This is a genomic window from Phormidesmis priestleyi BC1401, assembly GCF_001650195.1.
GTDB lineage: Bacteria > Cyanobacteriota > Cyanobacteriia > Leptolyngbyales > Leptolyngbyaceae > Phormidesmis_A > Phormidesmis_A priestleyi_B.
Genome location: NZ_LXYR01000031.1, coordinates 22,656 through 42,349, shown reverse-complemented (window position 1 = coordinate 42,349; position 19,694 = coordinate 22,656). Strand labels below are relative to the sequence as shown.

Here is a 19,694-nt window from a genome sequence, read left to right as displayed (position 1 = left end):
ATATCCGCACATTTTTCTAACCTTTGACGCAGACCACCTGTTTGAGGGTTGCGACCACTTCAACGAGATCGGACTGGTTTACCATCACCTGCTCGATCGGCTTATGGGCACCCGGAATTTCATCGAGAACTCCGACATCTTTACGGCATTCAACTCCAGCAGTTTGAGCGATCAAATCATCCAGGTTAAAGGAGTTCTTTGCTTTATTTCTGGACATCAACCGTCCGGCACCGTGTGAACAAGAGCAATAGCTTTCGAGATTTCCCTTGCCTTTGACAATGAAAGATTTCGCACCCATTGAACCTGGAATAATGCCGTAGTCATTGTCCTGTGCTCTGACTGCGCCCTTACGCGTAATGTACACCTCCTCACCAAAGTGAACTTCTTTCTCGGCATAGTTGTGATGACAGTTGACTTGCAGCAAAGGTTTGGTTTGCTTGCCGCCAGCCAAATGGGTTTCAACGACTTTTTGGAATCGAGCCATCATCACTTCGCGATTCCTGCGGGCGTAATCTTGTGCCCACTGGAGGTCGCGCCAGTAGGCAGCAAACTCAGGAGTTTGTGCGACAAAATAAGCCAAGTCAGGATCGCTAAGACGAGTATCCGTCATCTTCGCCAGATTTTTTGCTGTGCTGATGTGTGCCTGCGCGAGCATATTGCCGATGTTGCGAGAACCAGAGTGCAGCATCAGCCAAACTTGATCGTCGGTATCCAGGCAAACCTCACAGAAGTGATTTCCACCACCGAGCGATCCCAGTTGTCGCATTGCTTTTCCCTGTAAATCCTGGACACCAGAATGCAATTCTTTGAAGTCTTTCCAGCCTTGCCAGTTAGAAGCAGTCTTGTCAGGGTCTTTGTTCTCGTTGAAACCCACGGGAATAGACGCTTCAAGATCCAGGCGGATTTTCTTCAGCTTGCCTTCCAATTGCTCAGCCCGAAACGGTGTTTTCACCGCACACATACCGCATCCAATATCCACACCCACGGCGGCAGGAATAATTGCGTCTTTCGTTGCCACAACGGAGCCGACCAACGCACCTTTCCCCAGGTGAACATCTGGCATCAGAGCAACGTGCTTGAAGATAAACGGCAGTGAAGCGACGTTCTTTGCCATCCTGATTTCTTCGTGCCCTAAGTCATGGTTTGCCCAAGACAACACAGGCGTTTTAGTTGAGAAGTTAACGGCTTTGTAAGGCATAGAATCGTGTCCTTATGATTGAATGGTCAAGTTGGTGACAGGTGACGATCCTGCAACATCTTACTTACAAGGCAGGCGCTCTGCCTATTGAGCTACACCAGCACAGCGGAGATATTCAGAATTGAACGCTTTCGATTTCGTAGACCGATGTGCATTGCCGATATACTTTGTTTCCATTATTACAATACTCCGGACAAAATTTGAGCAGATTTTAAGGCTCAAACCCTTATTCTGCCGTGGACAAGATCTTTTTTTCCAAGTCAGAGGCAGAGCTAACTCTGAAAAAATAGCTCGATCCTTGAACCATAAACTCTGAAAGCCTTGTGGAACCGTTCAAAAAAATGTCCGGAGTATTGTTATTACCGATCGCTTATTTTAGGTTTGGTGCCAATAAGACCGGAGTTAAGCTACAGCCCCAGATTTGGCAGGAGTGGTAGGGCTCAAATCCACAACACTCTGTTTGTAAGCCAGATGCTCTACCGTTGAGCTACAGGACTTTGAGAGCGAATCTCTAGACACGAGTCCGAGTCTAGAGATTGGCATCCTCTGATGCTGCCGCTTGCACCACATCCGCGTTTTGGTGTAAATATTCTGAGGCTGGTCGGAGTTGAACCTGCGCCCGATCGAGCGCCACCAGCCTATTGGACGCGGGTGAGAATTGCACTCACTGATGTGCAGCTTATGAGACTGCCGAGCCACTGTTGCTCTATCCCCGCTGCCCTGGCGAGGGTCGAACTCGCAAAGATTCCGATTTTAAGTCGGACACGTCTGCCATTTGCGTCACAGGAGCAAGGGTTGACTGCTGCTCATGAGTGAGCAAGTTGGTGAGCGCTGTAGGAGTTGAACCTACGTCAGCCTGATTAAGAGTCAGGAGCATCACCGTTCTGCCAAACGCCCAAAGAGTTGATTTTGGTGGGTCGAGTTAAACCTCGATCGCTCCCTTTAAAAGGCGGCTGCATAACCATGCCAACGACCCAGATTGATACACCGAGCAGGACTCGAACCTGCTAATAACACGCTTATCGGGCGTGCGCGTAGACTACTTCCGCCTTCGGTGCTGGGTATACTCCTGGTATGAGTCGAACCTGTACACAAACTATTCTTGAGACAGCCACCTCTACCCGACAGGAGTAAAAGAAACAGGAGAATAGAGATAGTGACCCAATTACATCTCACGCCTCCCGACTGGGAAGGAAGGAATCGAACCTTCAACCACTTGATTCAAAGTCAAGTCGCTTTGCCTATTTGCGTACTTCCCACTAAACGTCTTTGATCGTGAGCGATCGCAGTAGATGCCGAGGTAGGATTTGAACCTACAAATTCCCGTTTCAGAGACGGGTGACTCTACCTATTCGTCCACTCGGCAAGGAATGGCTGCTCCAGTAGGATTTGAACCTACAACCCTGCGGTTAACAACCGAACGCTCTGCCATTGAGCTATGGAGCAATAAAAAGTGAGGTCGGATAGTTGCGATCGTCAGTCCCCCAGGTCGGTTTCGATCCGACGACCTCCTGTTCTTCAAACAGGCGCTACTACCGACTGAGCTACCGGGGGAAAAGGCGAGGACGGATGGACTTGAACCCCCATTCGGTTTCGTAGACCGATGGGTTGATCCCGTTACACCACGTCTTCACGTAGCGGAGAGCAGTGGACTCGAACCACAAGCATTAACTCCATCTGTTTAGCAAACAGCGCCTATCGCCTGATAGGGTTACTCTCCATAATTTGACAAGGACTCGAACCCCCAAAGTCGATAACCACTGATTGATCGTCAGGTTGCTTTAGCCATTTGCAACCCTACCCAGGCAGTGCCGACGGGAGTCGAACCCGCAAACGCAGAATTGAAAGTTCTGTGGCTTTACCAGTTTGCCTACGGCACCAAGCTTTGAAAGTTCTACGATGGGGGCACACCCTAGAACGCAGAGACCAGGATTTGAACCCGGACAAAAGGCTTTGGAGACCTTTGTGCTGCCGTTACACCATCTCTGCATGGGTCGCAGTGGCGAGAGTCGAACTCGCATAAGCTCGGTTATGAGCCGAGTACCTTACCATTAGGTGACACTGCAATTAAATGGACTCCAGGGAGAGAATCGAACTCTCGTTGATTGGTTTTGCAGACCAACGCCTTCCCACTTGGCAACCTGGAGATGAAGTGGAGACGTGGGGAATTGAACCCCAATCCTGCAACCGTCCGTCTGTTGGTTTCGGAGCAGTCAAACACCATTCGCGTCCCCACGAGCGAGGGTGGCGGGATTTGAACCCTGCGATGTCCTGTTCGACAAACAGGCGCTCTAGACCAGACTGAGCCACACCCCCGTGTTAGGAGGCAAAAGGAAATCGAGTAAACAATCACGTTGACTGACTAATAATCATCGTTGCGTTTGTGTATTTCCTTTTGCCTTGAATTAAGGTGGAAATTTCTATTATTTAGTTTTCAAGGTTCTGATGTAGTTGACGTTGCTTATAGAAACAAACGTCGTTCTAGTGAGTGTCTTTGTCTAATGTTACAAAGGGTTTGAATTCTTTGTTTTTGACGTTGGAACTCTTGCTTTATTTTTGACTGCGATCTCTCTGAGTGACCCGCAAGGGATCGCTTTGAGTGACCTATAAGGGATCGCTTCCTTAATTCATCATCTGCCGGGTCGTCAGGCATCAAAGATGCTGGCTTTGACCCAAAAGATGGAGGCTTGATAAAGAGGAGCATTGCGTTTCCTCCGAGTTGATTGGTTTTGTATTACATTAATACTACAAACATAATACAAAAGTGTCAAGGGGGACTACAGATTTTTTTCAGAGTGAGAGGACAACACTCGGACGAGTGTCCTCTGCTCAAGCGTGAGACTGCACCCCCTCATTGCAATCTTGCTTGGGTGTAAGTCAGCGTTGACCTGCTTAAACGGCTCCTCCTTGTTCTTTCCAGAACTGCTCTGCAGACATAATGGCAGGGTGAATCGGAGCTTTGGGCTTGGTTTTGAGAATCATGCTGATTTCATGAAGCAAGCGATCGCCTTTACTTGAGTTGCATCGTTCACAGGCAGCTACCACGTTGTCCCAAGTATGGGTTCCTCCTTTCGATCGGGGAATGACATGATCCAGCGTCAGACGCTTGGTGCTGCCGCAATATTGGCAGGTGTGATAATCCCGACGAAAGACTTCGCGACGGTTGACAGGTGGGGCTTTCCAGCGCCGTTCTGAATTGCCGCCCGTCAAGCGAATGTGGTCAAAGATCTGTAGTACGACGCTGGGCGATCTCACCTCCCACTGCTGGATGCTACCAAACTCTAGGGATTCTGCTTGACCTGTGACTCTGGGTGCATGGACTATTACCGATTTTGGAGCAGGCTTTGGGGTTCAAACAGGTGCTGCCCGAACGCAAGTTGCGGAACATGGAGGAGTTTCTGGAACGCTTTCTCAATGTCGAAGCGGTGATTTTGGATGGAACAGAACGTCCGGTGCAGCGTCCTAAGGACTCAGAAAAACAGTAAAGAGCATTACTCCGGCAAAAAGAAACGGCACACCCGCAAGCACATTACTGGCAGTACGCGAAAAAAGCGGGTGATCCTCCTGACTCAGGCGAGAGGGGGCAGAGTTCATGACAAGCGGCAATTGGATGAAGCGGATCTGGTAGGCAACATCCCTGATGCCGTTGCCGTTGAGGGAGATTTAGGATTCCAAGGATTACAAAATGAGTTTGACAACATTCATCTGCCCCATAAAAAACCGAGAGGCAAGGAATTGAGCGAACACCAGAAGCAAGAAAACCGAGAATTGAATCGTCAACGGGTCAAATGTGAACATGCCCACGCAGGCATCAAGCGGTACAACGCCGTAACAGACGTGTATCGCAATCGTGTGTCTGATTTTGATGATCGCTTGATGTTGAATGCAGTGGGCTTGTGGAACTTTTATTTGGATGCTGCATAGATTGGAGGAGAATTGGGAAAACCCTGTCCCAAAGCTAGTTTTATTTCCCAACAAGCCTAGGGCGTGTCATCAATTAAGCCAAATCACGGAAGCAGCGAGATAAATGGCACCGAGAAAGTTAGCCGCCCGTTTATCATAGCGGGTGGCAATCGCCCGATACTGCTTGAGTTTGGCAAAGAAGTTTTCAATCAGATGTCGAGCTTTGTACAACTCTTTGTCATACTCACGCAAATGCTTGCGGTTGCGTCGGGGCGGAATCACTGCCGTCTTCCCCTGTGCCTGCAGCGGCTCAATCACCCGTTCATCCGCATCGTAGCCTTTATCCGCCAGCACCGTATCGGCAGCGAGATCAGGCAGGAGTTTGTCGGCTCCGTCTAGGTCGCACGCCTGTCCAGAAGTCAGATGAAAGCTGACGGGATTGCCCAACGCATCCACGACGGCATGAATCTTGGTACTCAAGCCCCCTTTGCTGCGACCCATCGCTTCTGAGTCTGGCTCCCCCCCTTTGCACCCGCACTAGGTTGGTGGGCGCGCACAATCGTGGAGTCAATCATCGCATATTCGTTGTCGGCATCCTCTGCCAAGTGCTGAGGGTGTGACCTAAATTTGATGTTATGTTTCTGCTAAGTTGAATCCGTATTGATTGATCTTTGACCAGAATTGCTGCCAACGACCTTGCGAATAACTCAATGTCCGCAAACTTAGAACAATCGCCACTCCCTGCTCCTTCCATTTCATTCCTGCGGCACACAAGCGAGCTTTAATAATGACTTTACATCCGGCTTCGGCGACCCCCGAACCGATGGGTAAATGCTGGGAGAGTGCTTCAGCATAGTGCATTTGATGATGATGATTGCGAAAGTAAGTGATAGCATCTTGGAGTCCATCGCGCAGAGTGTGGGAGAGCGACTTCGGCGGTGCAATAGCCTCCATGTCCACGAGCAGACGAGTGGCTGCATCGACCTCGTGTTTGAGGGCGTGGCATTGCTCTTGCATCCAGCGTTTCCGAGCATCTTGACTGCGAGGATGAACGGCTTTAGCCACTCGGTCGAGATATGCGGTGGCATGATAGAAATCTAAGACCTGAGTCTCGGTCAACGGCTCTAGAAACGTCCAATTCTCTGGTGCGCTATCGGCTAATCCTTGATAATGAGCAGTCGGATACAGTCGCTTGACCTGTTCTATCTCGCGGTGCATTCGGTCTAGAAAGGTGGCTCGTCCATACTCAGGACGGGCAGCAACATACGTTGTGTGTTGTCGTTCCCCGTCTGCATCGTACAGGCTAATCGTGCCGACCATGGCTTGTCGAAACCCGCCCTCACACAGCAGTAAGCAAGTGCCATCAATGCCAATACTGATCGTTGTGACGGGCATGGAGAGTTTAGGCGTGTGATAGTGCCAATCTTCCTCTTTGAGCAAGGCAATACTGCCGACCGCTTCTGCTAGCCTTTGTACGAAGGAACGCGGGACTATCCGTCCATGATTCTCTTCTAAGTCTTCGACCAGTCGAGGACTACTCATCTCCGCATACTTATGGCTAATTTGTTTGGCAAATCGGGGGGTCGAGGTCATGACGATCCGTCCATCCACTTCTAAAGGACAGTAGGTGGCTCCACCACTGCTCTTCTGATAGACATATCGTTGGATCTCTACGACTCCCGGGGTTTGATAGCGCTTGGGCTGCTTGCCTTTACTCGTCCACTTTTCCCCAGCGACTTCTATCGCTGCCCCATCGCTAGCAAACTGCTTCAAGCTTTCTCCAGTGGCGAGCGTCCCTGCTTCGTTCAGCACCTGTTGAATAGTCTCTTCACTCTCTAGCAATGACCGAGAGCTTAAAGGAATCTGGATTTGAATCGTGACCGATTCCGTCGTCCGTTCGATGATGGATACTGTCATCTCATAAACTCCTTGAATCTGCTCAAGTAGAGCCTTATTCTTGAAAGGATATCAGCTTCTATGACTCACATCAAATTTAGGTCACACCCTTCCGATTCCCCTGAAAGCGATAGATACAGAACCGATCGTGCGGTTGCAAGAAGTCTTTAATCAGGTGTACGACCGGGCGCGATATGCTCACCGCATTGATTATTGTCAACCGCTACCGCCGCCCAAACTCTCGCCAGAGGATCAACAGTGGGTCGATGACTTACTTGCCCCGTTGCGGAGTCAGTAATGCCAAAGCCCCTACCCGAAAAGTGCCGCTTGTGTGCCAAGCTGCCTGCAACTGACGCGAAGCAACTGCACGGCGAGGAGGGCGACTCCTGTTGGGATTTGCGGGTCTGTCCCAATCGACGATCGTATGCCCGCCACCGCGATCGCCGCAACCAACAGCGCAATCAGAAACGCTGGGCACAACAAGGACGAATAGCGGTTCAGCTCACCGACCAGCCTTTGGATGCAGACGCGATCGTAGACCTTCGATCGCATTCAGGCATCAAGCAGATTCAGTTCGAGACGGAGTTACCCGATGTCGGGTACTCGGCGGTCCTGCAAGTGTATCGTCGAGCTGTGGATGCGCCCTTGGTAGCAATCTCTGGTGAAGTATGGCGCGGACGACAGAAGGAAGCGGACATCGCCCCGATCGCCTGTGTAACACTCACGCCCCGACAAGTGGAGATTTATGTCGAACGACTGCTGAAGAAACTGGGGGAACTTTACGGCATTCGCAAGTTCGCGGCGCTGGAAGAACTCGCGCCCCAGTCCTGTCCGGTGCAGATGCGATGAGGAAATGGGGGATAGCTCGATCCTTTAGAGCTTCGCAAGACGAATTGCGGCAAATGGATTCGTCGAGCAAGGTGGTGCAACTCAATCTGTGGAGTGCCCTCGACGTTGCAGAAGACCTGCCAGAGGAGGCGGATCTCCAGGAACTCTGGGCATCGCTAGAGGTTGCTCTAGAACCTTTGAGTGTGCGATCGCAATTGACTCTCGCCGGGGACGCGATCGTGCGTCTAGCCCAACTCGTTCAAGACCGCGCTTGGTTGACGATCACGGAACTGCACCAGTTAAGCAATACTGAAGGTCCCGTTATGCCGATCGGAGCCTTCGATCGCTTTGTGCGGCAATCGATGCAGGTGAACTTTGAGCAATTCATCGAAGCGCCACCCGTACCGCCGAGACAGTCTCAGGAGACCCACCAATCTGAGCTTCCCGATGATGAGCGATCCGTGGTCGCGGAGGTCGATCGAGCTTTACTCCTAGAAGCGTTAGAGGCAGAAGTAGATTTTGCAGAGACAGAAACCTATGAGCAAGCGATTGCCCTTGCCCATGATGAGAATGTTCAGGAGTGGAAGGATGCGGTCTCACAGTATTTCGCAGAACAGGCGCACCGCTCGGTTCCGTTCCTGGAACTAATCAAAGCCATTCCAGCAAGGAGCGAAGAGGCAGTAGACAACCTCCGATCAGTGCCAGTGCAGACCTGGTTAGCATTATTGCTAGGTGAATACAAACTAGAGCAACGAGGCGAGTTTTATCAAGCGGACACCCTTTGGGTCTTACAGGACTGAATCAACGAAGTAACCGACTGAGCCGCAATGGTTGCGAAGTCGCTCTCCTATTGATACCCTCGTAGGGCTTGCAGAACGAAGCTCAAGAACCTCCGATCTTGCTCTGCATATCCCTCTGTAAATGCCCTGCTCAACGAGATGGGGAACGCCTTGAGGGACATTCTGAATCATGCTGACTCTGACCTTCACTGAAGCAGTTCTGCGTCGCCACGCCACAACTCAATCGTTTGATCGCGGCGAAGCCTACGCCAAATCGGGTGCGGTTGCCTCGCTTACGTTGCGCGGTCAAGTGCTACAAGCCGAAGTCGAAGGGAGTGACGTTCAGCCCTATCGAGTTACCGTTCAGTTTGACCAGGGCGGCATCACGATCGCTGACTGCACTTGCGAATATAGTTTTGAAGGGTGGTGTAAGCACATCGTCGCCATGCTATTGGTCTGTTTGCGGCAACCGAACACGATCGAGCCACGTCCGACTCTGGCGCAACTCCTCGATCGGCTCGACTCGTTGCAAACTCAATAACTTCTACAAACCCTGGTGAATCGTCATCCTGAACTGATCGATGAGATTGATCAACACGTCAATTCCACTCCAAAGCCCGCTTCCTCTGGGGCAAAAGCAGTCCGTCGAACGGAGATTGATCCCGCTCCGGTACGTCGTCGAGTGCGACAGATTATTCGCGATGGCATCCGTGATTTGGAGAACGAATCTGAGGAAGATTCCATCACCGAAGACTTGGAGGAGGTGATCCAGGATGCACAAGCGTTCTCAGAAAGTAGAGACGGCAACAGCGCCATTGTGATGCTCGAAGCGATTACTCAGGCTTGCGCTGAGGATTGGAGCGACCTAGAAGATTACGGTGCAGACAGTGATGCAACTGTGGCTGCCCTGAATGAAGCCTGGACAGAGGCAATTTTAAGTGCCGAGCTGACTCCTGAACAAATCATTGATTTGCAAGTCGAGTTAGACCTGGCAAGACTCATTGGGCAGCTTTGAGATGAGTCTAGAAGCTCTGCGGCAAGGATGGACTGATCCACCTCTGCTGCGGATTCTAGGGGGTGAGATTTCTGAACTCGGCAGTTGGGAAGAAGACGCACCAGATTACGCGGATGACTTGGCGTTGATTCGACTGAGAATTCTCGATCGCCAAGCCCGCTACGACGAATATCTACACCTTGCTGAAGCCGAAGGGCAAACTCAGTGTTATTTAACGATGCTGGCACAGTTGGGGCAGATTGCTGAAGCAGTCAGTGCGGCTCAGACAAACATGAGCGTGATGGAAGAAGCGTTTGCCCTTGCCTAGACGTTACGAGACCAAAACGCGGTGCCAGAAGCGTTGGAGATTGCTCAAGCCGGATTGTCGTTGCCGGGGCACTGTGGCTATGACTTTGCAACATGGACGAGTGATCTGGCGCAAGGCTTGGGTCAGCCGGATCTGGCGTTGAGAGCAGGTACGATCGCCTTCAACCTCCGTCCCAGTTTTGCGAACTACCGCCAAGTCGAGGCATTGGCTGGATCAACTTGGACGACCCACAAACTAGAGCTACTGGCACGGCTCAGATCGAGCCAGAGTTGGGATGCGACTCAGGCAAAGGTAGACATTTATCTGCATGAGGGCTTGATTGAGGATGCGATCTCAGTCGTTTCTGACCAAAGCTCTTATCAGTCGGTGCTGATTCAGCGGGTCATGGATGCTGCGATGCCATCGCATTCTTCCTGGGTGATCGAGAATGCGCGTCGTCGCGCCGAGTCGATTATGGATGCCAAAAAGGCGGAACACTATGGTCACGCGATCGAGTGGCTCAAGAAAGCCCGAACTGCCTATCTACACCTCGAAAACCGCACTGAGTGGGTCACTTATCGAACTCAACTGATGCAGACTCATGCCCGCAAGTACAAGCTGATGGGGCTGCTCAAACACCGAGATTTGGACTTGGCTTAGGACTATCGCAAGTGGACTGGTCGTTGAGCTGGGGCGCAACACTGCTCTATCTGACGAATCTACTAGGCATCACACTTGCCTGTATGCTGACTTTCTGGGTGGCAGGTTATGCCTCCATACAACGTGCTCGCAGGGCGTTACTCTGGACATTGGCATTAACCGCTGTTCTGGTTGCCCCACTGGGCATCGGTTTTTTTCGCCTCGTGCGGTAGGCACAACTCGAAACGAGCCTGAAACAAGCGCTGCTCAATCGCACCGTGACCTCTCAGCGTTTGGGACTGTTGAAGATTCAGACGAATTGGCTCATGAAACCACCAGAAGTACGTTTGAATGTACGCGCTCAAGACCCCATTACACCCAAGCAAGCATCTTTGCTGCAAGCCTTTGTCTAGCGCGAAATGAAACAGCCGTTTACACTCGTTTTTATTGTCGGTCAGGTGCAAGAAATCCGGGCAGAGGGTGCTTCATCGATCAATAAAAACAAAAAGATTCCTACAAACCAATGAGCCAAGAGCAAAATCGCTCAAAGCCCACTGAAGGAGCGAATCGATCTCTCCGGCGCAGAGAAACATTCAGGGGATGATTCACCCTAGCGCTGGCATCTATTACGATCGTTCTAGATGTGTCGTAATAGTCTCACCCGACACCAAATAGATGTATGACTACTTCAGATATCAAGCTCTACGAACCCATTAATACTTTGAAGGCTGTCAACGAAAATATCTGGATTGTTGATGGCTCGATCGCCCATATGCGAGCTTATGGGACAACTATTCCATTCCCAACTCGGATGACCGTGATTAAGCTCAAGAATGATGATCTCTTTCTCCATTCGCCGATACAACTGACACTTGGACTGAAGGCAGAAATTGACGCTTTGGGTACAGTCCGGCACCTCATCTCACCCAACAAACTCCACTATGAATTCATCCCTGAATGGAGCAAACATTACCCAGCGGCTCTGAGATGGGCTTCGCCAGGTGTGCAACAGCGTGCTGAACAAATGAAAATTTCTGTTGTGTTCGACCGCGATTTAGGCGAGACACCTGATCCTGCTTGGGCAGACGAGATTGATCAGACAATTGTTCACGGTAGCCGTTTTCTGCACGAAGTCGTTTTCTTTCACAAATCTTCCCGCACACTTATTCTGGCAGATTTAATTGAGAACTTTGAGCGTGAAAAGATAGGTAGGTTCCTCGGACTACTGGCAAAACTTGGCGGTGCTCTTGACCCTGATGGGAAGGCTCCTTTGGATATATAGCTACCGCCACATAGGTTAGGACAGGGACATTTTTGGCAGCACGCGAAGTACACTACCAAAAATGTCCTAAGCAAAGTGGCGATGGCTATACAAATGACCTTTTGGGGGCAGAAAAACCAGGCAAGACAGGCAGTTCGTCAGATGTTGGTATGGAATCCAGAAAAAATCATTCTGGCTCATGGTCGTTGGTATCGGCAAAACGGGATGCAGGAACTAAGACGGGCTTTTCGCTGGCTAGATCCGATCGGTACAAATTAGCCGAAAGTGTTCAATTCACTGAGTTAGATTTTTTAACGAGGCTTGGATAGTGCTTGTAACTCTTCCCAGGAATAATGAGCGGGTAACTCAGGTTCTTTGGTATCTGCACCCAAGCCTAAGCTGAGAGAAGGTTTGGTTTCCTGAAGCACCTCTTCTGTAAACTCTGCGATCGCGCCTCCAGCCATGCCACCTGCGATCGCGCCAGCCACAGTGCCAATGGCTGCACCCACTTTACCTGCAATGGCATTTCCAATCGCAGCACCCGCAGCGCTACCCCCTGCCGCTCCTACACCTGTGGCGATCGGATGATGGGTCGGTGATTCTGACTGATTTTGGGTTGATTCCATTGATTGATCTGGCTCATTCATCGCTGCTGCCTCCTAAAATTGTTGTATTTTGCCTATTTACGATCCCAATTGTTCCATCAAGTGATTTCCCACTCGCAGCGCATTTGCCATAATTGTGAGCGTTGGATTGACCCCTGAGTTAGATGGGAAGAAACTGCCATCCACCACATAAAGATTATCCACATCGTGGGTGCGACAGTTCAAATCTAAGACTGAGGTTTGAGGATCTGAACCAAAACGGCACGTACCGCATTGATGACCCACTGCCTGTACGGGTATATGGGTGCGGGGATAAATGCTGAACGGCAACACATGCATGGCTTTGCGCTCAATGGATTTGAGTACCGAAGTCCAGCGATGAAGCAGGCGATCGCGCGCTTCCGTATTGTTGGGTGTGTAGTTTAAGTGAATCTGATCATCAACGACTTGAACGCGATTATTCGGATCGGGTAGATCTTCTGTTTGCAGCCACCAGCCTGTGGTTCGTTCGGCAAGCAAATGGCGTTCAAATTTAGGAATCAGTTTGACAAAAGGAGCCATCAGCGGCGGCGCTTCTGCTGGAAGCATATCCGCCAAGACATTTCCCGTATTTTGCACCATCCCCATCGGGTAGGGGAAATCGGGTTCGCCCCAGTAGAAATCATTGACTGCGATCGTCTTTTGAAAACTGGCATGGTTGATCTCTGTATGTAACGCCACCAATGCCATTTCCACATGCTTCATAAAGTTGCGCCCAACCTGATCAGAGCGGTTCGCTAATCCATTTGGGTGTTGGTCATTGGCTGAGCGCAATAGCAAGACGGCTGAATTGATTGCACCGCAGGCAACTACAACAATGTCACCTGTGAAAACGTGATGTTCTCCATGTACATCCGTCTCGACTCCGGTAATCTCTCGTCCCGATTCACTCGTCAATAGCCGTAAAACTCTTGCCTGAGTGAGTAGGGTGAGAGTGTCATGCGCTTCGCGGGCAGGACGGATAGCATTTACCTCAGCATCGGCTTTTGCACCGACTAAACAGGGATAACCATCGAAGGTATCACAGCGAATGCAAGGGCTTTTAGTAGGGTCTTGTTCATTCAGCTTCAAGCCAAGCGGCAGATGAAAGGGATAGTAGCCCAGCTTGCGAATGCAGTCAGAAATTTCCTGCATATCGGGTTCATGACTGACGGGCGGATAGGGATAGGGATCGCCGCACGGTGGCTCGGTGGGATCTTGACCGCGATCGCCATGCACGTCATACAGCTTTTCTGCCTGGGTGTAATAGGGTTCAAAGTCCTGATAGCTAAGTTCCCAGGCAGGTGAAATGCCATCTTTATGCGTGACTTGTGTGAAATCGCGTTCGCGTAGCCGGAGTAAGGCTGCACCATAGACTTTTGTATTGCCACCGACCCAATAACCCGTTTGCGGACGGAAGGGTTTACCATCACTACCAATCCAACGTTCATCAGTGTGATAGCGTTCTTTTTGGTAGACTTCTGACGCATTCCAATTCGCCTTTTCACGCGGCAAAAAGTCGCCCCGTTCTAACACCAAGATCTTTTTACCTGTGGGCGCAAGCTGGTGTGCTAAGGTTCCGCCACCTGCCCCTGTGCCAATGATGATTAAATCATAGTGGTTGGTTGCTGTTGTCATCCGATCGCCCCTTTATTGTTATTTCTTTATTGTTGTTAATGTCTGGCAGATACCGTCAATTTACCCTCCAGGTGCATCACTTTCCATTGGGTTTGTTCTTCTTCGCGCCAGAAACGTAGTGTTATCGTTGCGTTTCCGACGCGCAAATTTACCAATTCCAGATCGGGCAACCAATCGGGTAAAACGGGTTGGACGGTGAGAGATCGATCCGCTGCATTGACTTCCAGCCCTAACATGGCGCGAATCAACAGGAAGATTGAGCCAGCAGCCCAGGCTTGCGGAATGTTGGCATCGGGATAAGGAACGGGAAAATGCCCAGGTTTGCGTTCCATGCCACCAAACAGTTCAGGCATCCGTCCCGCTTCAAAATAGCTGGCAGCGGCAAAAATTCCTTCCGCGATCTGGTTGGCTTCCTGGTGATAGCCATACTGTTTCAAGCCCATCGCGATCGCCGAATTATCGTGAGGCCACACGCTCCCCAGTTGATAGCTGATCGGATTATAAGCAGGGTTGCGGCTAGACAAGGTACGAATGCCCCAACCACACCAGAGATCGGGCTGAAAGAGTCGTTTAACCAGGCGATCGACGCGTTCTTTAGGCACAATACCTGACCACAACAAATGTCCGGGATTCGAGGCGACCGAACGAATTTGTTGCTTTTTGCTATCTAAGCCAAGACAATAAAAGCCTTCATCTTCCATCCAGAAGCGATCGTTAAAGCGCTGATACAGGTCGTCTGCTTTCTGTCGTAGTCGTTTTGCCTGCTCCGGCTCTCCCAGAATGTCATAAATCGTTGCTGCATCTTTCCAAGCACTGTAGACATAGCCCTGCACCTCACAGAGCGCGATCGGCGGATCAACCTGAGTACCATCAGGATAGACGATCGCATCCCCAGAATCTTTCCAACCCTGGTTTCGCAAACCCATCGAAGAGCGAGTTTGATACTCCACAAACCCATCCTGGTCAGAATCGCCATACTGATCGATCCAGGTCAATGCTTTTGCCAGAGGATCGCGGCAATCGTACAGTAAATTCTCGTTATGACTCCATTGATACGCCTCTGCCAGCGTTGTAATCCAAAGAATTGTGGTGTCGATCGTGCCGTAATAGGGCGTATAAGGGAGTTGCTTGAGTTCTGTTAATTCATCATGGCGCAGTTCATGCGGCATCTTTCCCGGTTGGGCATCCCGCCAATCATCCACTTCTGTGGCTTGCAGTTGCGCCAGTTGCAGCAATGTTCCATGAGCAAACCCATAGTACACCGCCATCGTTTGCATACTAACTACAACAGAATCGCGACCAAACACGGCGACGAACCAGGGAATTCCTGCCGCAGGCATCCAAAAGTCGCGCCCATTACCCTCAACTTTAATTCGCAGGGCGGACATATCGAGCAAAGCTTGCTGGTAATAAGCCGCAATTTCGGCATTGGACGATCGTAGCTGAGTCGCTTGAGCGAGAAAATCCTTGCTGACCTGTTTGGCTTCCGTATCATGTTCTACTGCACAGGTTTGTTGAGGATAAATCGTTTTATCACCCACGATCGCCGCAAAGTTAATGCAGGTGTGCCACGACTCTCCCGGAGCAAGCACCACATCAAAGAGCAGGCGACCGTTGGCATAGCGAGGTTGAGAACTGGCGGATTCTGGCTGGGTAATCAATCCACGATGGAACGAACCATTGTGGTAATCCGTGATCAATTTCCCGTCTTGCCAAACCGTTTCAGCTTCACCGCGCGTCAAGATTTGCTGCGACTTTACTTCAAAGATGTCAGCAAAATCGGAGCGAATCGCCAGCATTAATTGAAAATCAACTTGTTCTGAATGATGATTCGTAATATCAATATCTTCGTGCATTCCACCGACAATATCGCGGCGTATGCCGATCATTAATCGACCATTTGGAACTGTACCATTGACGGTACGAAATTGAGGATTGGTGAACTGGTAAAATGCACTGTGATGGTTGATCGGGCTAGAGGCAAGCAGGAGTATGCGATCGCGGTTGATCGATACCTCATAGTAAGAAAGTAAGCGCGTATCGGCAACAAAAAACCCCTGCGCTAATGTGTCATCAATCCAACCATAGGAATCGGTGACAAGAAATGTAGAACCATCATTAATCGCAATTTGACCCGAATTTACCGAAACTTTTGTTGGCATGATCTACCCACCTTTAGCAAAACCAGGATAGAGCGTCATGCCACCATCCACAAACAGCGTTGTCCCGTTGACATAATCAGAATCATCGGATGCTAACCAAACCACTGCTTTGCCAATGTCATCAGGAATACCCACTCGACCAGAGGGAATCAATTGCAGCAATTTCGCTTTTGCTTCTGGTGTACTCCAGGCAGCGGTGTTGATCTGAGTTTCGATCGCGCCCGGTGCAATGCTGTTAATCCGAATTTTTTGCGGTGCCAGTTCCAGCGCCATACTTTTCATCAACATATCAATGCCACCTTTACTGGTCGCATAGTTGACGTGTCCTGCCCAGGGAATCACCTGATGCACCGAACTCATGCAAATGATCTTGCCAGCAGCACAAGACACATCTGGTTTTACACCCCGGCGCAAAAATTCTTTTGCCGCTTCACGAGCGCAAAGAAATTGTCCTGTGAGGTTGACGTTGATGACCAGATTCCAGTCATTTAATGTCATATCGACAAAGGCAGCATCTTTTTGGAGTCCGGCATTGTTGACCAAAATATCGATCGTGCCAAACTCCCGCAGCATCTGAGCGAACATTGTCTTGACTCCATCTTCTTTGGCAACGTTGGCACCAATGGCGATCGCCTCTCCACCGTCAGCAACAATATCGTGAACGATCGATTCTGCCTCTTCTTTCTCGGAATGGTAGTTAACAACAACCGCTGCACCTGCTTTCGCCAAGCATCTTGCCGAAGCTTCACCAAGACCAGAGCTTGCGCCAGTGACCAGCGCTTTTTGACCTTTGAGTAAACAGGGAGAATAGCTCATTGGTGTGCTAGAGAGTTCTACCTTAGCCTAGAGGGCAAAACTTAACAAAACCTCTACCATAAGACTTAAGTGGTACTTCTCCCGTTTGGCTTAGGCTTATTTCACGTCAATTTCATTATTAGATTTCTCTAATAGAATTGAGAGTTCTATGTCATTACTATCTCTACCCCTATATGACTGTAATCAATTTTGATGACGAATCATGATCTACAAATTTGCGATCGGTCTTGCCGTCGCTGTCCTACTCACAAGTAGCAGCGTATCTCATATTCCAGGGCTAAATGTTTTGAGCAGGCTTTATACAGGCTTCCCATCTGGGGTGGAGGGGATCACGCTGCTTTTACTGCGTGTGGGGACAGGAGTGCTGTTTCTGCTGCATGGCTACCCAAAAATCACGCATTTACAGCAGTGGGCAAAGGCGCTCAAAATGCCTGTATTTTTGTGCTTCCTCTCAGCGCTGTCCATGTTAGTAGGCGGCGTTTGCCTGATTTTGGGACTACTCACTCCTCTAGCGAGTGCAGTCCTCTTTGTGTTGATGGCATTTGCTGCCTATCTGGAAATTATTCAAGGCTCACCCTTCGTTGCCCGCGACCCCTACTTAATTCCTAAAGGACAGTACGAAGGACCCAAGGGTAAGGGTGAGCCACCCAATTGGGAGAAAGCCTTTATATATTGCTTGATGTTGATGGCGATCGCAATTTTTGGTCCCGGCGCATTTTCACTTGATGCACTTTTATTCAAATAAAGATTTATGGATTCATTGATTCAGGCACAACGAATTCAAGCCATTAGTTTAACTGTTGCTAATGCCGATCGTTCCGGAGAGTTTTATACAAAAGCACTTGGTTTTGAAGTAGTTTCTGATGCCATTGACGGCAAAGAGTATGTCAATCTGGCAGCAATGCCCCCATCCAGAATGCGGATCATTACCTTGAAACTGGGTGAAGAGCGGATTCGACTCAAACAGTATCTTGATATCAAAGGAAAATCTATTCCTCTGGATTCGCAAAGTAATGATTTATGGTTTCAGCATTTGGCGATCGTCGTTAGCGATATGGATCGTGCCTATGCCCATCTTCAAGCGTTTCCGATCGAACCTATTTCAACCGCTCCCCAAACCATTCCTCCCGGAAATAAAGAAGCCGCTTATATTCAGGCGTTTAAGTTTAGAGATCCCGATCGCCATCCCTTAGAACTGATCTGGTTCCCACCAAACAAAGGACGGGAGAAATGGCATCAAAAAAATGACCGCTTGTTTTTAGGTATTGACCATACGGCGATCGCCGTTGCCAATACTGAGCAAAGCCTCCAGTTTTATCGTGATCGTTTGGGAATGCAGGTTGAGGGTGGCAGTTTTAATTGGCGAGAAACCCAAGCCCGTATGGACGATTTGCCCAATGCAAAAGTCCGCATTACAGCGCTACGACCAGCTCAAGAAGGATTAGGAATTGAACTGTTAGATTACATTCAACCCGCCAATGGTCGTCCGATTCCCTTCGATCTGAAAAGCGATGACCTTGCTTATGTTCAAGTTGAACTAACTGTCAGCGACATTAACCAGGCAGTAAAGCAACTCCAACAACATCATCTTCAAGTTTCGCCTGTACAATTTGACGATCGCGGATCTCAACAGGGTTATCTAGTAAAAGATCCGACTGGACATTCTATGTTGCTAGTTGCGGAGCCAAAAGATTAAAAAGCTCAGGAGGTTTTTATGGCAGAAGCAATCGAGATGCTACCCAACGCGATTGAAATCTATGACGATCGAATGCGATCGCTAATTCGCCCAGGGGCTTCACTCCAAAAGCTGACCGATGGTGCGGTTCATAGCGAAGGACCTGTTTATTGTCGGGAAGATGACAGCATCGTTTGGAGTGATGATCACGGTAATCGGTTACTGCGCTGGAGTGCAAGTGATGGACTCAGCGTTTTGCGCGATCCATCGGATTACCAGAATGGGAATGACCACGATCTAGAAGGGCGGCTAGTCTCTTGTTCATCGGGTTTACGCGCCATTATTCGACAAGAGTATAATGGACAATGGCAAGTGTTGTGCGATCGCTATCAGGGGAAACGCCTGAATAGTCCGAATGATTTAATCGTCAAACGCGATGGCACCATCTGGTTTACCGATCCACCCTATGGAATTACAGAACCGAATCAAGGCTATGGTGGTGAGCAAGAACAACCCGGAAGTTATGTCTATCGCTTTGATCCGGCAACAGGTGAAATAGATGCTGTAATAACAGATATGCTGCGTCCCAATGGATTGGCTTTTAATCCAGATGAACAACTATTGTACGTGTCAGACTCTTCTGCTTTCGACCTTTCTGAGGGTTACCATCATGTTCGCATCTACGAAGTTGTAGAGGGTCAAAACGCCATCAATGGTCGCGTGTTTGCCGTGATTGATCCGGGTCAGCCTGATGGCTTAAGTATTGATGAGCACGGCAATGTTTTTATCAGTTCTGAAGATAGTGTGCAAGTATATGCACCGGATGGAACGCACCTCGGTAAAATTCTAGTGCCAGAAACCGTTGCTAATCTGACGTTTGGTGGAAAAAATCGCGATCGCTTGATTATTGCCGCTGGGCATTCGCTGTACACGATCGGTTTGAATACTTATAGGATGCAGTAGCTAAAGTACCCA

23 protein-coding genes, 13 tRNA genes and 1 pseudogene are annotated in these 19,694 nt (G+C 49.7%); 15 read left to right on the top strand and 22 right to left on the bottom strand.

Features of this window, described 5'->3' with window-relative positions; translation table 11 throughout:
* Positions 1-16: 16 nt before the first annotated feature.
* From A8707_RS16190 to A8707_RS16125, 16 genes are all read right to left on the bottom strand, one after another.
* Positions 17-1,198, bottom strand: a complete 1,182-nt coding sequence (locus A8707_RS16190; RefSeq protein ID WP_068818272.1) for an RtcB family protein — start codon at positions 1,196-1,198, stop codon at positions 17-19.
* Between the two features lie 529 nt (positions 1,199-1,727).
* Positions 1,728-1,862, bottom strand: coding sequence for a hypothetical protein (locus tag A8707_RS30255; protein WP_269452733.1), 135 nt, complete (start codon positions 1,860-1,862; stop codon positions 1,728-1,730).
* A 51-nt stretch (positions 1,863-1,913) separates the two neighbouring features.
* Positions 1,914-1,989 (bottom strand) — tRNA-Leu (locus tag A8707_RS16180).
* 31 nt (positions 1,990-2,020) lie between these two features.
* Positions 2,021-2,095: transfer RNA gene (locus tag A8707_RS16175), tRNA-Lys, on the bottom strand.
* Between the two features lie 86 nt (positions 2,096-2,181).
* Positions 2,182-2,256 (bottom strand) — tRNA-Ile (locus A8707_RS28270).
* Between the two features lie 127 nt (positions 2,257-2,383).
* Positions 2,384-2,457: transfer RNA gene (locus A8707_RS16170), tRNA-Gln, on the bottom strand.
* A 33-nt stretch (positions 2,458-2,490) separates the two neighbouring features.
* A tRNA-Gln gene (locus A8707_RS16165) sits at positions 2,491-2,564 on the bottom strand.
* A gap of 5 nt (positions 2,565-2,569) precedes the next feature.
* A tRNA-Asn gene (locus tag A8707_RS16160) sits at positions 2,570-2,644 on the bottom strand.
* 34 nt (positions 2,645-2,678) lie between these two features.
* Positions 2,679-2,752: transfer RNA gene (locus tag A8707_RS16155), tRNA-Phe, on the bottom strand.
* Positions 2,753-2,836: 84 nt separating this feature from the next.
* Positions 2,837-2,918: transfer RNA gene (locus A8707_RS28265), tRNA-Ser, on the bottom strand.
* A gap of 86 nt (positions 2,919-3,004) precedes the next feature.
* Positions 3,005-3,078: transfer RNA gene (locus tag A8707_RS16150), tRNA-Glu, on the bottom strand.
* A 38-nt stretch (positions 3,079-3,116) separates the two neighbouring features.
* Positions 3,117-3,187, bottom strand: a tRNA-Trp gene (locus A8707_RS16145).
* Between the two features lie 5 nt (positions 3,188-3,192).
* Positions 3,193-3,264: transfer RNA gene (locus A8707_RS16140), tRNA-Ile, on the bottom strand.
* A 6-nt stretch (positions 3,265-3,270) separates the two neighbouring features.
* Positions 3,271-3,345: transfer RNA gene (locus tag A8707_RS16135), tRNA-Cys, on the bottom strand.
* A 92-nt stretch (positions 3,346-3,437) separates the two neighbouring features.
* Positions 3,438-3,514, bottom strand: a tRNA-Asp gene (locus A8707_RS16130).
* A gap of 576 nt (positions 3,515-4,090) precedes the next feature.
* On the bottom strand, positions 4,091-4,453 hold the full coding sequence (locus A8707_RS16125) for an HNH endonuclease (RefSeq protein ID WP_231948107.1): 363 nt from the start codon (positions 4,451-4,453) through the stop codon (positions 4,091-4,093).
* Between the two features lie 56 nt (positions 4,454-4,509).
* Between A8707_RS16125 and A8707_RS29160 the strand changes: the two genes are divergently transcribed.
* Both A8707_RS29160 and A8707_RS16120 read left to right on the top strand, forming a co-directional pair.
* Positions 4,510-4,683 (top strand): hypothetical protein, encoded by a 174-nt coding sequence (locus A8707_RS29160; RefSeq protein ID WP_197484808.1) that lies wholly within the window; start codon positions 4,510-4,512, stop codon positions 4,681-4,683.
* Positions 4,634-5,122 carry a transposase family protein gene (locus A8707_RS16120; RefSeq protein ID WP_197484807.1) on the top strand — a complete coding sequence of 163 codons (489 nt, stop codon included), beginning with the start codon at positions 4,634-4,636 and terminating at the stop codon, positions 5,120-5,122. Before A8707_RS29160 ends, A8707_RS16120 begins: the two co-directional genes overlap by 50 nt.
* A gap of 69 nt (positions 5,123-5,191) precedes the next feature.
* Here A8707_RS16120 and A8707_RS16115 read toward each other — a convergent pair.
* Together A8707_RS16115 and A8707_RS16110 are read right to left on the bottom strand one after the other, a co-directional pair.
* Positions 5,192-5,614 (bottom strand): annotated as a pseudogene (locus A8707_RS16115) (IS5 family transposase); the annotation flags it as partial.
* A gap of 120 nt (positions 5,615-5,734) precedes the next feature.
* Positions 5,735-7,018: an ISKra4 family transposase gene (locus A8707_RS16110; RefSeq protein ID WP_068818270.1), complete on the bottom strand. Its 1,284-nt coding sequence runs from the start codon at positions 7,016-7,018 to the stop codon at positions 5,735-5,737.
* 94 nt (positions 7,019-7,112) lie between these two features.
* Between A8707_RS16110 and A8707_RS26945 the strand changes: the two genes are divergently transcribed.
* From A8707_RS26945 to A8707_RS29135, 10 genes are all read left to right on the top strand, one after another.
* Entirely contained in the window at positions 7,113-7,295 is a 183-nt protein-coding gene (locus A8707_RS26945; RefSeq protein ID WP_082906389.1) for a DUF4058 family protein, read from the top strand.
* Positions 7,295-7,846 (top strand): hypothetical protein, encoded by a 552-nt coding sequence (locus tag A8707_RS16105; protein WP_068818269.1) that lies wholly within the window; start codon positions 7,295-7,297, stop codon positions 7,844-7,846. The genes A8707_RS26945 and A8707_RS16105 overlap by 1 nt, the downstream gene beginning before the upstream one ends.
* A gap of 53 nt (positions 7,847-7,899) precedes the next feature.
* Positions 7,900-8,625: a hypothetical protein gene (locus tag A8707_RS16100; RefSeq protein WP_068818268.1), complete on the top strand. Its 726-nt coding sequence runs from the start codon at positions 7,900-7,902 to the stop codon at positions 8,623-8,625.
* A gap of 169 nt (positions 8,626-8,794) precedes the next feature.
* The gene (locus A8707_RS29155) at positions 8,795-9,145 is read left to right on the top strand and encodes an SWIM zinc finger family protein (protein WP_197484806.1); all 351 of its coding nucleotides are present in this window, start codon (positions 8,795-8,797) and stop codon (positions 9,143-9,145) included.
* Between the two features lie 15 nt (positions 9,146-9,160).
* A complete protein-coding gene (locus A8707_RS29150; protein WP_197484805.1) occupies positions 9,161-9,619 on the top strand; it encodes a hypothetical protein in 459 nt (152 codons plus the stop codon).
* Between the two features lies 1 nt (position 9,620).
* Positions 9,621-9,926 (top strand): hypothetical protein, encoded by a 306-nt coding sequence (locus A8707_RS29145; RefSeq protein WP_197484804.1) that lies wholly within the window; start codon positions 9,621-9,623, stop codon positions 9,924-9,926.
* A 21-nt stretch (positions 9,927-9,947) separates the two neighbouring features.
* Positions 9,948-10,565 (top strand): hypothetical protein, encoded by a 618-nt coding sequence (locus tag A8707_RS29140; RefSeq protein ID WP_197484803.1) that lies wholly within the window; start codon positions 9,948-9,950, stop codon positions 10,563-10,565.
* A gap of 257 nt (positions 10,566-10,822) precedes the next feature.
* Complete coding sequence (locus A8707_RS30250) at positions 10,823-10,957, top strand: hypothetical protein (RefSeq protein WP_269452732.1); 135 nt, start codon at positions 10,823-10,825, stop codon at positions 10,955-10,957.
* 266 nt (positions 10,958-11,223) lie between these two features.
* Entirely contained in the window at positions 11,224-11,826 is a 603-nt protein-coding gene (locus tag A8707_RS16085; protein ID WP_197484802.1) for a DUF4336 domain-containing protein, read from the top strand.
* Between the two features lie 81 nt (positions 11,827-11,907).
* Positions 11,908-12,084, top strand: a complete 177-nt coding sequence (locus A8707_RS29135) for a hypothetical protein (RefSeq protein ID WP_197484801.1) — start codon at positions 11,908-11,910, stop codon at positions 12,082-12,084.
* Between the two features lie 32 nt (positions 12,085-12,116).
* On the opposite strand, the gene A8707_RS16080 is transcribed toward A8707_RS29135, so the two are convergent.
* From A8707_RS16080 to A8707_RS16065, 4 genes are read right to left on the bottom strand one after another with little or no spacing between them, the layout of a single operon-like run.
* Entirely contained in the window at positions 12,117-12,452 is a 336-nt protein-coding gene (locus A8707_RS16080; protein ID WP_068818266.1) for a glycine zipper 2TM domain-containing protein, read from the bottom strand.
* 36 nt (positions 12,453-12,488) lie between these two features.
* Positions 12,489-14,066 carry a GMC oxidoreductase gene (locus tag A8707_RS16075; protein WP_068818265.1) on the bottom strand — a complete coding sequence of 526 codons (1,578 nt, stop codon included), beginning with the start codon at positions 14,064-14,066 and terminating at the stop codon, positions 12,489-12,491.
* Positions 14,067-14,101: 35 nt separating this feature from the next.
* A complete protein-coding gene (locus A8707_RS16070) occupies positions 14,102-16,228 on the bottom strand; it encodes an amylo-alpha-1,6-glucosidase (protein WP_068818264.1) in 2,127 nt (708 codons plus the stop codon).
* Between the two features lie 3 nt (positions 16,229-16,231).
* A complete protein-coding gene (locus A8707_RS16065; protein ID WP_068818263.1) occupies positions 16,232-17,044 on the bottom strand; it encodes an SDR family oxidoreductase in 813 nt (270 codons plus the stop codon).
* 202 nt (positions 17,045-17,246) lie between these two features.
* Between A8707_RS16065 and A8707_RS16060 the strand changes: the two genes are divergently transcribed.
* From A8707_RS16060 to A8707_RS16050, 3 genes are read left to right on the top strand one after another with little or no spacing between them, the layout of a single operon-like run.
* On the top strand, positions 17,247-17,789 hold the full coding sequence (locus A8707_RS16060; protein WP_068818262.1) for a DoxX family protein: 543 nt from the start codon (positions 17,247-17,249) through the stop codon (positions 17,787-17,789).
* 6 nt (positions 17,790-17,795) lie between these two features.
* Entirely contained in the window at positions 17,796-18,740 is a 945-nt protein-coding gene (locus A8707_RS16055) for a VOC family protein (RefSeq protein WP_068818261.1), read from the top strand.
* Between the two features lie 18 nt (positions 18,741-18,758).
* Positions 18,759-19,682: an SMP-30/gluconolactonase/LRE family protein gene (locus A8707_RS16050; protein ID WP_068818260.1), complete on the top strand. Its 924-nt coding sequence runs from the start codon at positions 18,759-18,761 to the stop codon at positions 19,680-19,682.
* Positions 19,683-19,694 lie beyond the last annotated feature (12 nt).